At 67.4% G+C, this 15,139-nt stretch carries 13 protein-coding genes; 6 read left to right on the top strand and 7 right to left on the bottom strand.

The genetic code is table 11. From position 1 onward, the window contains the following. Positions 1-18 precede the first annotated feature (18 nt). From AB0I35_RS08005 to AB0I35_RS07995, 3 genes are all read right to left on the bottom strand, one after another. Entirely contained in the window at positions 19-1,053 is a 1,035-nt protein-coding gene (locus tag AB0I35_RS08005) for an aspartate-semialdehyde dehydrogenase (protein WP_357395100.1), read from the bottom strand. A 2-nt stretch (positions 1,054-1,055) separates the two neighbouring features. After that, complete coding sequence (locus tag AB0I35_RS08000; RefSeq protein ID WP_067494539.1) at positions 1,056-2,321, bottom strand: aspartate kinase; 1,266 nt, start codon at positions 2,319-2,321, stop codon at positions 1,056-1,058. Positions 2,322-2,457: 136 nt separating this feature from the next. Next, positions 2,458-3,030, bottom strand: coding sequence for a dihydrofolate reductase family protein (locus AB0I35_RS07995; protein WP_357395098.1), 573 nt, complete (start codon positions 3,028-3,030; stop codon positions 2,458-2,460). A gap of 72 nt (positions 3,031-3,102) precedes the next feature. On the opposite strand from AB0I35_RS07995, the gene AB0I35_RS07990 reads away from it, so the two are divergent. The 3 genes from AB0I35_RS07990 (at position 3,103) to AB0I35_RS07980 (ending at position 5,475) form a co-directional block, all read left to right on the top strand. Next, positions 3,103-3,675 (top strand): TetR/AcrR family transcriptional regulator, encoded by a 573-nt coding sequence (locus AB0I35_RS07990; RefSeq protein ID WP_067494545.1) that lies wholly within the window; start codon positions 3,103-3,105, stop codon positions 3,673-3,675. 98 nt (positions 3,676-3,773) lie between these two features. Next, positions 3,774-4,232 (top strand): SRPBCC family protein, encoded by a 459-nt coding sequence (locus tag AB0I35_RS07985; protein WP_357395097.1) that lies wholly within the window; start codon positions 3,774-3,776, stop codon positions 4,230-4,232. 40 nt (positions 4,233-4,272) lie between these two features. Continuing rightward, a complete protein-coding gene (locus AB0I35_RS07980) occupies positions 4,273-5,475 on the top strand; it encodes a low temperature requirement protein A (protein WP_357395095.1) in 1,203 nt (400 codons plus the stop codon). On the opposite strand, the gene AB0I35_RS07975 is transcribed toward AB0I35_RS07980, so the two are convergent. The 3 genes from AB0I35_RS07975 to AB0I35_RS07965 all read right to left on the bottom strand — a co-directional run bounded on the left by AB0I35_RS07975 (position 5,462) and on the right by AB0I35_RS07965 (position 8,892). Next, on the bottom strand, positions 5,462-6,367 hold the full coding sequence (locus AB0I35_RS07975) for an ion transporter (protein ID WP_357395094.1): 906 nt from the start codon (positions 6,365-6,367) through the stop codon (positions 5,462-5,464). The genes AB0I35_RS07980 and AB0I35_RS07975 overlap by 14 nt on opposite strands. Positions 6,368-6,409: 42 nt before the next feature. Then, positions 6,410-8,020, bottom strand: a complete 1,611-nt coding sequence (locus tag AB0I35_RS07970; protein ID WP_357395093.1) for a GMC oxidoreductase — start codon at positions 8,018-8,020, stop codon at positions 6,410-6,412. Positions 8,021-8,127: 107 nt separating this feature from the next. Beyond that, entirely contained in the window at positions 8,128-8,892 is a 765-nt protein-coding gene (locus tag AB0I35_RS07965) for a sulfite exporter TauE/SafE family protein (RefSeq protein ID WP_357395092.1), read from the bottom strand. A 284-nt stretch (positions 8,893-9,176) separates the two neighbouring features. Between AB0I35_RS07965 and leuA the strand changes: the two genes are divergently transcribed. Then, positions 9,177-10,976, top strand: coding sequence for a 2-isopropylmalate synthase (leuA, locus tag AB0I35_RS07960; protein WP_357395091.1), 1,800 nt, complete (start codon positions 9,177-9,179; stop codon positions 10,974-10,976). Between the two features lie 324 nt (positions 10,977-11,300). Then, positions 11,301-13,025, top strand: a complete 1,725-nt coding sequence (locus tag AB0I35_RS07955) for an AAA family ATPase (protein ID WP_357395453.1) — start codon at positions 11,301-11,303, stop codon at positions 13,023-13,025. A gap of 78 nt (positions 13,026-13,103) precedes the next feature. On the opposite strand, the gene AB0I35_RS07950 is transcribed toward AB0I35_RS07955, so the two are convergent. Continuing rightward, a complete protein-coding gene (locus tag AB0I35_RS07950; RefSeq protein ID WP_357395090.1) occupies positions 13,104-14,003 on the bottom strand; it encodes a LysR family transcriptional regulator in 900 nt (299 codons plus the stop codon). 72 nt (positions 14,004-14,075) lie between these two features. Here AB0I35_RS07950 and AB0I35_RS07945 point away from each other — a divergent pair, with 72 nt between their 5' ends. Continuing rightward, positions 14,076-15,053, top strand: coding sequence for an EamA family transporter (locus AB0I35_RS07945; RefSeq protein WP_357395089.1), 978 nt, complete (start codon positions 14,076-14,078; stop codon positions 15,051-15,053). Positions 15,054-15,139: the final 86 nt, after the last annotated feature.

Genomic DNA, 15,139 nt, shown 5'->3' with positions numbered 1-15,139 from the left:
GGCTTCGGAAAGTACCTGTCAGCGGTTGTTCAGCAACACTTCCGCGATCTGAATCGTGTTGAGCGCGGCGCCCTTTCGCAGGTTGTCGCCCGAGATGAACAGGGCGAGGCCCCGGCCGTTCGGCACACCCGGATCCTGACGAATGCGACCGACGAGCGAATCGTCCTGACCCGCGGCAGCCAGCGGAGTCGGCACGTCGACCAACCGCACGCCCGGTGCCTTCGCCAGCAACTCCTGCGCCTGCCGCACCGAAATCGGTTCGGCGAATTCGGCGTTGATCGACAGCGAGTGCCCGGTGAACACCGGCACGCGCACACAGGTGCCGCTCACCAGCAGGTCGGGCAGGCCGAGGATCTTGCGGCTCTCGTTGCGCAGCTTCTGGTCTTCGTCGGTCTCACCCGAGCCGTCGTCGACGAGCGCGCCCGCGAGCGGGATCACGTCGAAGGCGATGGGCGCGACGTACTTGTTCGGGGCGGGGAAGTCGACGGCCGAACCGTCGTGCACCAGCTTCTCGGCGTCGGCGGCCACCGCGCGCACCTGCGAGGCGAGCTCCTCGACACCGGCCAGCCCGGAACCCGACACCGCCTGGTACGACGACACGATCAGACGCTGCAGCCCCGCCACGTCGTGCAGCGGCTTGAGCACCGGCATCGCGGCCATGGTCGTGCAGTTCGGGTTGGCGATGATGCCCTTGGGCAGCGAGCGGGTGACTTCGGGGTTGACCTCCGAGACCACCAGCGGCACATCGGGATCCTTGCGCCAGGCCGACGAGTTGTCGATGACGGTGACACCGGCGGCGGCGAAGCGCGGCGCCTGCACCCGCGACATGGTCGCCCCGGCGGAGAACAGCGCGATGTCGAGACCCGACGGATCGGCGGTCTCGGTGTCTTCGACGACGATCTCGCCGCCGCGCCACGGCAGCGTCTTACCGGCCGAGCGCGCGGAGGCGAAGAAGCGCACCTCGTCGGCCGGGAAGTCGCGCTCCTCGAGCAGTTTGCGCATGACGGCGCCGACCTGACCGGTCGCGCCGACAACACCTACACGTACACCCATGATCAGCGCCCCGTTCCGCCGTGGACGACAGCGTCTTCGTCGCCGCCGAGATCGAAGGCCTTGTGCAGCACCTGCACGGCCTCGTCGAGTTCGGTGTCGCGCACGAGCACCGAGATCCGGATCTCCGAGGTGGAGATCAGATCGATGTTGACGCCCGCATTGGCCAGCGCCTCACAGAAGGTCGCGGTGACGCCCGGGTGCGACTTCATGCCCGCACCGACCAGGGACACCTTGCCGATGTGGTCGTCGTAGAGGACCTGCGCGAAACCGATCTCGTCCTGACGCTTGGTGAGCATCTCCACCGCACGCGCGCCGTCGGTCTTGGGCAGGGTGAAGGTGATGTCGGTCTTGCCCGTGTCGACCTTGGAGATGTTCTGCAGCACCATGTCGATGTTGATCTCGGCGTCGGCGACCGCGCGGAACACCTTGGCCGCGTAGCCCGGCTCGTCCGGCAGTGCCACGACGGTCACCTTGGCTTCGCTGCGGTCGTGCGCGACGCCGGTCAGGATTGCCTGCTCCACGGGAATGTCCTCCATCGATCCGAAAACAGTGGTGCCGATCTTGTCGGTGTAGGACGACCGGACATGAACGGGCACGTTGTAGCGGCGCGCGTACTCGACGCAGCGCAACATGAGCACCTTCGAGCCGCAGGCCGCCATCTCGAGCATTTCCTCGTAGGAGATGTTGTCGAGCTTCTGCGCGTCTTTGACGATGCGCGGGTCGGCGCTGAAGATGCCGTCGACGTCGGTGTAGATCTCGCAGACATCGGCTTTCAGCGCCGCGGCCAGGGCGACGGCGGTGGTGTCGGAACCACCGCGGCCAAGGGTGGTGACGTCTTTGCTGTCCTGGCTCACGCCCTGGAAGCCTGCGACCAGCACGATCTGGCCTTCGTCGAGGGCTTCCTGCAGCCGGCCGGGGGTGACGTCGATGATCTTGGCGTTGCCGTGCGCGCCCGTGGTGATGACACCGGCCTGCGAGCCGGTGAACGAGCGCGCCTCGGCGCCGAGGGTGTGAATGGCCATGGCCACCAACGCGTTCGAGATGCGCTCACCGGAGGTGAGCAGCATGTCCATCTCGCGAGCGGGTGGCGCGGGGGCCACCTGCTCGGCGAGATCGAGGAGTTCGTCGGTGGTGTCACCCATCGCCGAGCAGACCACGACCACGTCGTGGCCCTGCTTCTTGGTCTCCACGATCCGTTCAGCGACGCGCCGGATCCGCTCGGCGGTGGCCACCGAGGATCCTCCGTACTTCTGAACAACGAGAGCCACAGCAAGGTCCTTCGCGATCGGGTATCAGTTCGGTATCAGGGACCTAGAGTACCGGCCGCCGGTCCCGTGATCTGCCGCTACCTCCCTGACCTGTGCAAAACGACACAGGCTCGTCACCTGTGCACGATCTCGGCGATCAGGCCCGTTCGAACCAGGTGACCTGCGTGCCGTTGCCGAATTCCCGGCGCCGGACAGGACGGAAGTTTGTCGGTTTGAAGACGCCGGTGAACACCGGAACTCCGGAGCCCGCGATCACCGGGTAGCTCTTGACGACCATTTCATCGATCTCGTCGATGAGCTGACCGGCCAGCTTGCCGCCGCCGCACAGCCAGATGTCCCCGCCGTCCTCCTTCTTCAGCTCGCGCACCAGCTCGACGGGATCGCCGGAGAAGATCTCGACACCGGAATGCTCGCCCTGATCGAGCGAGGACGAGACGACGTACTGCTTCAAATGCGAGAACGGGCTCTCGATGTGCCCCTCCGGCAGTACATAGGTGCCGCGCCCCATCAGCACGGTGTCCCAGTGCTTCGCCGGTAGCTCGGGGTCCATGCCGAAGTGGGCGCGCAAGTGGGTGGGGATGGAGTCGGGGAACTCGTTCATCATCCACTCCACGTACTCGGGTGGCGTCGGATAGAAGTCGACCTCACCGCCGGGACCTGCGATGTAGCCGTCGAGGGAGACGCCGATGTAGTAGACGAGCTTTCGCATGGGGTACCGCCTCAGTTGTTGTACTATGTGTGAAGTGGTTAAAACGTAGTACTACAGACAGAGTGGTGTCAAGTGCGAAAGAATCCCGAACGTCGACAAGCCCTGCTCGACGCCGCCATCGAGGTACTCGCCGCCGAGGGCGCCCGCGGCCTCACCTTCCGCGCCGTCGACAAGCAGGCGAACGTGCCCGCCGGAACCGCCTCCAACTACTTCGCCAACCGCGACGAACTGCTCACCCAGGCGGGCAGCCGCTTCTACGAGGTGGTCCAACCGACCGAGGAGACGCTCGCCCTGGTCAGCGAGGGCCCCAAAACGGTCGAGAACATCACCGCGTTGATGAAAGAGGTCGTCGGCAGGCTCGAATCGCACCGCACCGCCTACCTCGCGCTGCTCGAATTACGTCTCGAAGCGACCCGTCGTCCGGAGCTGCGCAAGGTGCTCACCGAGCGGGTCGGCGCGGATCTGGAATTCAATGTCCGCAATCACCTGGCGTCGGGTCAGCCGGGCGACGAAGCTTCCGTACTACTGCTGTACCTGGCGCTGAACTGGCTGATCCTCGAACACCTCACCCTCCCAGGGGTGTTCACCGAGCAACAGAGTTCACAGCTGATCGAAATCGCCGTCGAGCGGGCAATTCGCGGCTGACCCGGTCGTTTGTCCAGACCATAGACGTGTTGACGATCACTGGTACAACTGTGCACAATCGGGCGCGAGAGACAGCGGGGGTTCGGAGGACAGGCAAGATGCGCTCGAAGATCGACATCCGTTTCACCGTTGATGCTCATATCGACCAGGTCATGGATGCCCTCCTGGCAGTCGATCGCCTAGCGGAGTGGTCGCCGTCCTACAGCGATGTGCGGATGGGCCCGCCCGATGCCGAAGGCAGACCGCGGCGGGTGTTCGTCACCGCCCACTTCATGGGTGATTCCGACACCCAGGTGCTGGAGTATCACTGGGAACCGAACCGGGTGTCCTGGGAGGTCGTCGACAGCAGTCGCGGTTCCAAGGGTGGCGGCTCGTTCGAGCTGTTCGAAGGGGGCGAGGCCACCGAGGTCGATCTGCACGTCGAGCTGCGCTATCCGCTACCCATCCCCGGCATCCTGTTCAACCGCACCTTGCGTAAGCAGAACGAGGAAGCGGTCGCGAACTTCATCGACTTCGCCGAGCGATTCCCGGAGAACGAGGGTTACGCCGTCGGCTGAGTAGCGCGCCGCCTCGGCTCCGAGGTGACACGATAGGCCCATGATCGGAAAACCACGGGCCAGATTCCAGCCCGTGACCGAGGGCAGCTCGGTCACCCAGCTCGAGCTGTTCTTCGACCTGGTGATCGTCTTCGCGTTCACGATGGTCACCGACCTGGCCGCCGACAACACCTCGGCCGCGAACATGCTGCGCGCCCTGCTGGTGCTCGCGCTCATGTGGTGGTTGTGGATCGCCTATTCGTGGCTGGGCAACGTGGTGCGCGCCGACGAGGGCATCGCCCGAGTGGGGATCTTCATTGCGATGGGTGGGGCGTTCCTGGCCGCGCTCACCATTCCCGAGGCGTTCGTCGACCTGCCCGGCGGCTGGTACGGACCGCTCGTCTTCGCCATCGCCTACCTGGTCGTGCGGTTGGTGCATGTCGTCATCTTCTGGACGGTGAGCCGCGACGACCCCAAGCTGCGCGGGCAGTTGCTGCGCTGGGCGCTCGGGTCGATCACGGTCGGCACCGCACTGCTGGTGATCGCCGCGACCACCTCCGGTCTCGCGCAGATGCTGCTGTGGCTCGCCGCGATCGTCGGCGACATGGCCTGGACGGCGGTGGCCGGCACCGATTGGCGGATCAACTCGGCCAAGCATTTCGCCGAACGGTACGGGCTGATCGTCATCGTCGCGCTGGGTGAGTCGATCGTGTCCATCGGTATCGGCGTGGCCGGGTTGCCGATCTCGTGGCCGATCACGGTGGCCTCGATGCTCGGGCTGACGGTGTCGGGTCTGCTGTGGTGGCTGTACTTCGACGTGGCGGCCATCTCGATGGAAGAGGGGCTGGCGAACGCGAAGGGTTCGGCGCAAATCAAGATCGCCCAGTTCAGCTACACCTACGGGCACTTTCCGATGATCGCCGGTGTCATCGCGCTCTCGCTGGGGCTGAAGAAGGTGCTGTACTACGTGGGCGACTCCTCGCACCATCAACTCACCGATCCGCTGTACGGCATTCCGCTCGGCGCGCTCTATGCCGGACCTGCCGTGTTCCTGCTGGCGGTCGTCGGCGCGAAATACGCCGCGGTGCGGCAGTTCTCGACCGCCCGAGTGCTGGTGGCGGCCCTACTGTTCGCCTTGATCCCGGTCGCCGCGCAGCTGCCCGCACTCGTCTCCCTCGGCCTGCTGTGCGCGGTCCTCGCCGCGCCGGTGATCTGGGAGACGGTGCACTATGCGCGCAGGCGCGACGAGATCAGGCACGCTTGATCTGCGAGAGATGATGGCGCACACCGTGTTCGGCCGGTGTCGCGCCGCGCTGTGAGGGCGGCACCCGCACGCCGGCGCGCACGGCCTCGTTGATCTGGTCGAGGTTCTCGCGCAGCATGTCGGCGACCAGTTCGTCGGTGCGCGGATCGTCGAGCAGCTGGTTGAGCATGCGGTACACGGTGTCGGCGACGAGCCGGATGATGTCGTCGTGGAACGGCACATAGCGCAGCTTGCCGGTCTGCGGATCGTTCTTGATGAGATCGACGATGAGCTGGTCGATCTCGGCGTGGTTCTCCTCGAGCGCGGCCGCGATGTTCTTGGTGTAGTGGCCCGCGCGCAGCACATTGGAGACCTCGTCGAGGATCGCGACGGTCATCGGGCGGCGGATCACGTCGACGATGGTGCCGACGAACCGATTGACGATCTTGGCCGTCACCCGCTCACCGAACGCCCGGTCGGCCACCCGGCCGAGCCGGATCAGGATCACCACGATCCGCAGCAACCGGAAGCCACGGAAGATCGGGCTGGTCACCGGGATCATGCCGAGCACTTCGTACCAGTACACGAACGGGAACGTCCACGGCCAGCCCGCTCGCCGCCAGCGCCACAGGAACTCGATCGCGAAGATGCCGCAGATGGTCCAGTCGGTCACCACGATCGCGTGATAGGTCGTGCCCGACACCGGGAAGAAGGTGATCCAGGCGACCAGCACCACCGACACGACCGCCAGGACGAGCATGAAGATGTCGAGGCGCAGCGACGGTGTTTTGGTCCGCACGTCCTGTACCTCGACCGGTTCGATCCCCGGTGACGCCAACTCGACCGCTCCTGTGGTTCCGGCGGCTGACGCCGCTACTCGGCCCGCCCGGTCGGCGGCCAGTACTTTGCCCACGCTAATTGGTTGCGGCGCCGTCCGAGTGGGCTTCGGCGCGTGTCAGCCGCGCAGGATCGCCTCGATATTGCGTTCGGCCAGCGCCGTGATGGTCAGCGACGGGTTGACGGTCGCGGTGCTGCCGGGAATCGCGGCACCGTCCATCACGTACAGCCCAGGGTGTCCGTGCACCCGACCGTACGCGTCGGTGGCCTTGCCGAGCACGGCGCCGCCCAGCGGGTGTGCGGTGAACTCGGCGTTGGCGTCGTAGCCGAGGGCGCCGTATTCGGCCAGCGCGCCGGCCCGGTCGGCGATCCGGCGGTCGACCGCGCGTGCCGCGTGCACCACCGCGTCCTGGGCGGCCGCGGGCCACGTCAGGCCGACGCCGCCGGTGGCGGGGTGGTAACCGAAGCGGGCGCGGGTCGGGTCGAGCACCATGCCGAGTGAGGCGAGCGCGCCGGTTTCGAAGGGGATGCCGGGGATGTACCAGTTCTCGAGCGTCAGCGGCATGGTCGACTCGTCGTAGATGCGGCTCGCGCTCGGCACGCCCTGACCGAAACCGGCCAGGCCGCTGGCGCCGCGGGCCAGGACCACGTCACCGTTGGTGCCCCAGCCGTCGCCGATGTGCTCGTTGAGGTTGGGCAGCGCGCCGGTGGCCTGGGCGCGAACCAGCAGTTCGGAGGTGCCGACGGAACCGGCGCCGAGGAACAACTTGTCGCAGGTCAGGGTGCGGGTACCGAGCTGCGCGCCGGTCGGGGCCAGTTTCGTCACGGTGACCACGAACTTGCCGCCGGGTTCCTGGGCGATGCTGTCCACCCGGTGACCCGAGTACACCCGGGAACGGCCGGTCTGCTCGGCGTAGCGCAGGTAGTTCTGGTTCAGGTCGAACTTGGCGCCGTTGGAATTGCCCAGGTTGGACCGGGCGACGGTGGCCGACGGACGCGAGCCGCCTGCCAGCTCGGCGCGCAGCACGTCCCAGGTGAAGATCGAGTCGTTGGGCACCGGCTGGTACCCGGCCGCGCGCACCTGGTCGTCCCAGGCGCGGGAGTGCGTGAACGGCTGGGACTGGTAGATGTCACCGGGCATCGGGTCGAGACGCAGCATCTGGCGCACCCTCGGGAAGTACACCCGTTCCAGCTCGCCGTAGTCGACGACACCGCCGAAGACCTGGTCGAAGAGCCTGCGCTCGGGAGCGACCATCGCGCCGGTGAAGATCACCGAACCACCGCCGACGGCCGCCGCCCGCCACACATCGATACCCGCGTACTCGGTGACGTCGAGGACACCACCGAAGGCGCCGAAACTCATCGGCACCTTGGTGACCCCGGTGAAGCTGGTGCGGTGCCAGAACCCGCGCCCGTCGGGCAGGTCGTCGCCGGTGAAGATCTCGCGCCACGGGTCGTTGGGCCAGCGCGAACCGCGCTCGAGCACGGTGTTGTCGATGCCCGCCTCGGCCAGGCGCAACGCGGTGACGGCCGCGCCGAAGCCGGAGCCGATGACGATGGCGCTGGTGTGCGCGGGCGCGTCCGGAACCGGGGTGAAGATCTCGGGAACCCACGCTTCGAACATCGCCGATCGCGGGTCGGCGTGCGCGGACGTACCCGTCAGGGTCGATCCGACAGTCCCGGCGAGCGTCGCCAGTCCCGCCGCCTTGAAGAAGGCACGTCTGTGCACCAGGCCACCTCCCTCATCACGCATGGCCGAGCGCAGAATACCGCGCAACTTCGGAATCGGCCCCGCTAGTGGCCGGATTTGTCACCGATCACCAGTAGGCGCCCACGTCAGGTCGTCAGCAGGCGGACGACCGCGATGGAACCGACGACGACGATCACCGCGCGCAGCACATTCGGCGGCAACTTGCGGCCGACCTTCGCACCGAGCTGACCGCCGATGATCGAGCCGACCGCGATCAGCGCCACCGCCTGCCAGTTCACGTCGGCGATCACGATGAAGATCACCGCCGACACCGCGTTCACGATCAGCGCGAGCACGTTCTTCACCGCGTTGAGCCGCTGGATGTCCTCGTGCACGAACACACCGAGCAGCCCGACGAGAAGGACGCCCTGGGCCGCGCCGAAGTAGCCGCCGTAGATGCCGGTGCCGAACACCGCGACGAGCAGGATCGGCCCCCCGTGCGCGGGTGCCGGGGTGTCCTCGCCGCGGCGACGTTTCACCCAGGCCGCCAGGCGCGGCTGCACGATCACCAGGATCAGGGCCGCGATGATGAGCACCGGGACCACCGCCTTGAACGCCGCCTCGGGCGTGGTCAGCAGCAGTACCGCGCCGGTGATGCCGCCGAGCAGCGAGGCGGTGCCGAGTTGCAGCAGCCGCTCGCGCTGGCCGACCAGTTCGCGGCGGTAGCCGATCACCCCGCTCACCGAGCCGGGGACCAGACCGATGGTGTTGGAGACGTTCGCCGTCACCGGTGGCAAACCGAAGGCCAACAGCGCGGGGAAGGTGATGAGTGTGCCGGACCCGACGATGGTGTTGATGCCACCCGCCGCGATTCCGGCCACGAAGACGGCCAGTTGCTCGAACCAAGTCATGCGAATTCCTTTGGGACGTCTCGTCGTGCGCCGGGCACGTACAAGCGTTGCTGTCCCTGGAAACCGTACCGGTCGGACGGTGCGGTAGATATCGGCGTACCCAATTCCGCAGGCCGCTTACCAGCGCGCCTTCACACACGGTAAGCTCGGGGAATCATGCAGCGGGCACTTCTTCTCGGCCGCCGCGACGGGTTCTGATACGGACCGGCTCCCGTCGCGGGGTTCCAACGCGCCGGTCGACCCGCTCCCATCAGGGAATCCACCACACCCACGGAGAAACTTGCATGTCCTCGGCTGACGCATTCGTATCCGCTTCGCGCACCATCACGGCCCCCAGCAAACCTGCCCCGGCCGACCAGCCCGCTTGGAACAACCAGAAGAACTCCTCGATGCCGGCCTTCCGGTACCGCCCGTACGCCGAGGAGGTCGAGCCGATCACGCTGCCCGACCGCACCTGGCCGGACAAGATCATCGACCGCGCGCCCGCGTGGTGCGCCGTCGACCTGCGCGACGGCAACCAGGCCCTCATCGACCCGATGAGCCCCGCCCGCAAGCGCCGCATGTTCGACCTGCTGGTCCGGATGGGTTACAAGGAGATCGAGGTCGGCTTCCCGGCCGCCAGCCAGACCGATTTCGACTTCGTCCGCGAGATCATCGAAGACGGCGCGATCCCCGCCGACGTCACCATCCAGGTGCTCACCCAGTGCCGCCCCGAGCTGATCGAGCGCACCTTCGAGGCGTGCAACGGCGCGCCGAACGTGATCGTGCACTTCTACAACTCCACCTCGATCCTGCAGCGCCGGGTCGTGTTCCGCGCCGACCGCGACGCGGTGAAGAAGATCGCCACCGACGCCGCCGCGCTGTGCCTGGAGATCGAGAAGCGCTACCCCGACACCGAATGGCGCTACGAGTACAGCCCGGAGTCCTACACCGGTACCGAGCTGGACTACGCGCGCGAGGTGTGCGACGCGGTCTCCGAGATCATCGCGCCCACCCCGGCCAAGCCGCTGATCATCAACCTGCCCGCGACCGTCGAGATGGCCACGCCCAACGTGTACGCCGACTCGATCGAGTGGATGCACCGCAACCTGGCCCGCCGCGACTCCATCGTGCTGTCGCTGCACCCGCACAACGACCGCGGCACCGCCGTCGCGGCCGCCGAGCTGGGCTACCAGGCCGGTGCCGACCGCATCGAGGGCTGCCTGTTCGGCAACGGTGAGCGCACCGGCAACGTCTGCCTGGTGACCCTCGGCATGAACATGTTCTCCCGTGGCATCGACCCGCAGATCAACTTCTCCGACATCGACGAGATCCGTCGCACGGTGGAGTACTGCAACCAGCTGGCCGTGGCCGAGCGTCACCCCTACGGCGGCGACCTGGTGTACACCGCGTTCTCCGGCAGCCACCAGGACGCCATCAACAAGGGCCTGGACGCGATGAAGGCCACCGCCGACGCGCAGGACGCCGACGTCGCCGACATCGTCTGGGAGGTCCCGTACCTGCCGATCGACCCGAAGGACGTCGGCCGCACCTACGAGGCCGTGATCCGGGTGAACTCGCAGTCCGGCAAGGGCGGCGTGGCCTACATCATGAAGACCGATCACGGGCTGGTGCTGCCGCGCCGCCTGCAGATCGAGTTCTCCCAGGCCATCCAGGCGATCACCGACGGTGAAGGCGGCGAGGTGACGCCCAAGGAGATGTGGGACGTCTTCGCCACGGAGTACCTGAATCCGATTCTGCCGCTGGAACGCATCAAGCAGACGGTCACCGCCGCCGAGACCGATGGCGGGGTGGACTCCATCCTCGCGACGGTGAAGGTCGACGGTGTCGAGCAGGAGATCAGCGGGTCGGGCAACGGACCGCTGGCTGCCTTCGTCGATGCGCTGGCCACTGTTGGTTACGACGTGCGGGTGCTGGATTACAGCGAGCACGCCATGTCGGCGGGCGACGATGCTCAGGCCGCTGCATATGTCGAGGTCGCTGTGGGTGACAAGGTCGTGTGGGGTGTGGGTATCGCTACCTCCATCACGACCGCTTCCCTGCGCGCCGTCGTCTCGGCAGTGAACCGAGCCGCCAACCGCTGAGAACACCGTCGGGCCGGGCAGCGTACGCGTTGCCCGGCCTTCGGCGTTTTGGTGCGCGAGCCGCCTAGCGCACTGCCAGCCGTGCGGAACCTTCGCTGAGCTGGGCTCATGCACCGTCACTACTGCCCGTCGGCCTGCTGCCACTAGCGCGCGAAGATTAGCCGCGTGCTAGCGTTTTGGTGCACATTCAGCACCGAGCTTCCTGCTCGAACAGATCGAGCAAGTGGGGGAACTGTGACCGACAACGACCATAATCCGACTTCTCCGCCCTGGCTGCAGAGTCCGTCGGCTGATACGGCCGACGCTGCGTCCGGTCCCTCGGGGGTGCAGACGGTGCGCGACGACGAGAACGAAGCCGTCGAGGCCGCTGCCGAACCGGCGGCCGAGAGCACCGACAAGCCCGATGAGCAGCCGCCCGCCGAGGCGGAGGTCGGGATCTCCGAGCAGACTGTTTTCCAGCCGGGCGGGTTCGTGCCCGGACCTTTTGCGCAGAACACGTTTTCGGTGCCCGACCCGTATCAGAGCGGTGGTGCGCACCCGGTGGCGAGCGGGCCGGAGCAGCAGCCGTATCCTGGTCAGCCGGGTCGGTACGCGACGGGTGAGCAGCCGTATCCCGGTGCGCCGCCGCAGCATCCGGGCCAGGAACCGCAGGCCGGGTTCGATCAGCCGCAGTTCCCCGGACAGCAGTTCCCGGGCCAGGAGCAGCCGCAGTTCCCCGGACAGGAACCGGTCGCGCCGCAGGGCCCGCAGTCGGAGCCGATCTACAGCTGGGCGCCGCCGCCCCCGCCGATGTACCAGCCGCCCATGCAGGGTGGGATGCCGCCGGGTCCGCCGCCGGGTGAGTTCGGCCAGCCGGGCCAGATGCCGTCCGGTGAATTCGGGCAGCCCGGCCAGATGCCGGGTCAACCGCAACCGGGTGAATTCGGTGGGCAGCCGATGCAGCCGCAGGGCCAGTTCCCCGGTGGCGCGCCGATGGGAGTGCCCGGGCAGCAGTGGGGCGCACCGCAGCAGCAGCCGTTCCAGCCGCAGCACATGACGCAGCCCGGGCAGCCGGGTCATTCGGTCAACGACCTGAATCTGCTGAAGCGGGCGCGTAAGTCGCCGCGCAGCGGGTGGCGCAAGGCTGTGCACAAGGTGTCCGGTGGTGTCATCAATCCGGGTGAGTCGGCGGCCGATGTGGTGCATCGCGACCTCGTCGAGCGGGTGAATCAGCCGGTGCGCGGCGACTACCGGATCGCGATCCTGTCGCTCAAGGGTGGTGTCGGTAAGACGACGACCACCGTCGGCCTCGGTTCCACCTTCGCCTCCCAGCGTGGTGACCGCGTGATCGCCATCGACGCCAACCCCGACCTGGGCACCCTCGCCCACCGGGTGCCGCGCCAGACCCGTTCGACGGTGCGCAACCTGCTCGAGGACCAGAGCATCACCCGCTACTCGGATGTGCGCGCGCATACCTCGCAGGCGCCGAGCCGGCTGGAAGTACTTGCGTCCGAGCAGGACCCGGCCGTATCGGAGGCGTTCAGCGAGGCCGACTACCGCAAGGCGATCGGCATCCTGCAGTCGTTCTACAACATCATCCTCACCGACTGCGGCACCGGTCTGATGCATTCGGCGATGGCCGGTGTGCTGGATATGGCGAGCTCGCTGGTGCTGGTCACCTCGCCGGCGATCGACGGTGCGCGCAGTGCGTCGGCGACGCTGGACTGGCTCGACCACCACGGTTACTCCAAGCTGGTCGAGCGCACGGTCGTGGTGGTGAACGCGTCCCGGCGCGGCGCCTCGACGGTCGACCTGGACCAGCTGCGCAAGCTGTTCCTCGACCGCACCCGCGCGGTGCAGGTCGTCCCGTTCGACGACCACCTGGCCGAGGGCGCCGAGATCGACCTCGAACTGGTGAGCAAGCCGACCCGGCGCGCCCTGCTGGAGTTGGCCGCGATGGTCGCCGACGACTTCGGCTACCACGGCCAGCAGCAGTTCCAGCCGGGTATGCAGGCCCAGTTCCAGACCGGTCAGTTCCAGCCGGGCCAGTACCAGCACGGTCAGTTCTGACGTGAGCGGCCGGCGTGGCCTCGCCACGTCGGCCCTGCCGGAGTAGAGCTCGATGCGCGAGTGTCGAGTCGACCGGCCTCAGCGAGTCAGCACGTCCGCCGCGGCTGCCTCGAAGGCCGCGAGCACCGTGGCGATCGCCGGACGGCGATGCGCCTGCGGTCGGGTGACGATCTCGTACACTCGCGCCGCCCGCACCCCGTCGAGCCGCAGCACCGTCAGATCCGGGTGGGCGACGGCGAATCGTGGCATCAGCGCGACGCCGTAGCCCGAGGCGACCACGGTCTCTATCACCCGGAACTCGTTGAGCCGCTGCGCGATTCGTGGTCGAACCCCGGTGACGGTGGCGATGGAGTTGAGCACGTCGTCGACCGGGAAACCGCCGCGCACACTCACCCAGGTCTCGTCGGCCAGTTCCTCCGGTCGCACCGAATCACGGTTCGCCAGTGGGTGATCCGCCGCGACGACCACGTCGATCGGTTCGCGCATGAGGACCCGCGCGGCGAGTCGTGGCCCGGCCAGCGAGGGCGCTCGTTCGTCGCGGTGGGTGAGCACGATGTCGTAGTCGGCGAGCAGCTTCCACGCTTCGCTCGGCGGCAGATCCTCGTCGCCCGCGACGAGTTCCACACCGCTGTCGGCGAGCGCGGTGAGCACCGGCGGCAACAGCAGGGCGGCACCGGACGGGAACGACGCCACCCGCACCTGGCCACGCGGCGACCCGCGATAGTGCGCCATCTCCGCCACGGCCCGGTCCATGGCGGCGAGCACGTCGTCCGCGCGGAGCACGAGAGCCTGCCCGGCGTCGGTGAGCCGCACCCGCCTGCCGTCCGGCTCGAGCAGGGCGACTCCCGCTTCCCTGGCGAGCACCTTCAATTGCTGCGACACCGCCGAGGGTGTCATCGACAGCGCCTCGGCCACCGAGGCGACGGTGCCGCGTTCGGCGAGTTCGCGCAGAATCCGCAGCCGATCGACCGAGAACATGAAGTAAATCTACTTCATCCATGTACTTTAATTCGATTGTCCTGATGATTAGCCGACCGCACGATAGACCATGTGACCACCCGTGACCGCCTGCTCGGCCTGACCGTCGTCGTCCTGTGGGGCCTGAACTTCCTGGCCATCCGCATCGGCCTCGACCACTTCCCGCCATTCTTCTTCGCCGCCCTGCGCTTCGCCGTCATCGCGCTGCCGGTGCTCGTGTTCATCCCCCGCCCCGCTGTACCGACACGCTGGCTGCTGCTCTACGGCGCCGGTTTCGGCATCGCCCAGTTCGCGTTCCTGTTCACCGCCATGCACCTCGGCATGCCGACCGGCCTGGCCTCACTGGTCCTGCAGTCCTCGGCGCCGTTCACCGTCGTGCTCGGCGCGGTGCTGCTGCGCGAACGGTTGCGGCCGGTGCAGATCGCGGGCCTGGTGGTCGCCGTCCTCGGGATGACGATCATCGGCGCCGACCGCATGGCCCATGCCACCCTGCTCCCGGTCCTGCTCACGCTCGCGGGCGGCCTCGGCTGGGCGTTCGGCAATATCGGCGCCCGCAAGGCAGGCGCCGACTCCCCCGGCTTCGACCCGCTGCATCTGACGTTGTGGATGTCGGTGGTCCCGGTGCTGCCGCTGCTCGCCCTGTCGATGGCCGTCGAGGGCCCGACGACCGGTTTCGCGGCACTCGGCACTGCCTTCGCCACCGAAACCGGGCCGCCCGCGCTGATCGCCGTCGCCTACATCGCGATCCTCGCCACGGTCTGCGGTTCCGGGCTGTGGACGTACCTGATGAGCCGCTACCCGGCCGGTACGGTGGCCCCGCTGTCGCTGCTCGTCCCGGTCGTCGGCATCGCCGCGGCGTGGCTGGTCCTCAACGAACAACCAACGGCAACAGCCCTTTTCGGTGGAGTGATTGTCATCGCAGGCGCCTTCGCGGCGACCACCACCACAATCAGAGATATCCCGGCAGCCCGGCAGCCACAAACCCATCGCCCTGCGGCCGCGGATGTCCTGAGCAACCGCCTATGCGCCCATCCGATCGAACAGCGGTGACGAATAGCTGACGCGAATCACAGGCGGGTCAGACGTGGGAGCCTCTAGGCACGCCGGATTTCGCGAGGGGGCGCCACCGGCTCCCC

The organism is Nocardia sp. NPDC050378, assembly GCF_040655675.1.
In the GTDB taxonomy this organism is placed as follows: domain Bacteria; phylum Actinomycetota; class Actinomycetes; order Mycobacteriales; family Mycobacteriaceae; genus Nocardia; species Nocardia coubleae.
The sequence above is the reverse complement of the archived record's forward strand: the minus strand, read 5'-3'. Positions and strand labels throughout refer to the sequence as shown.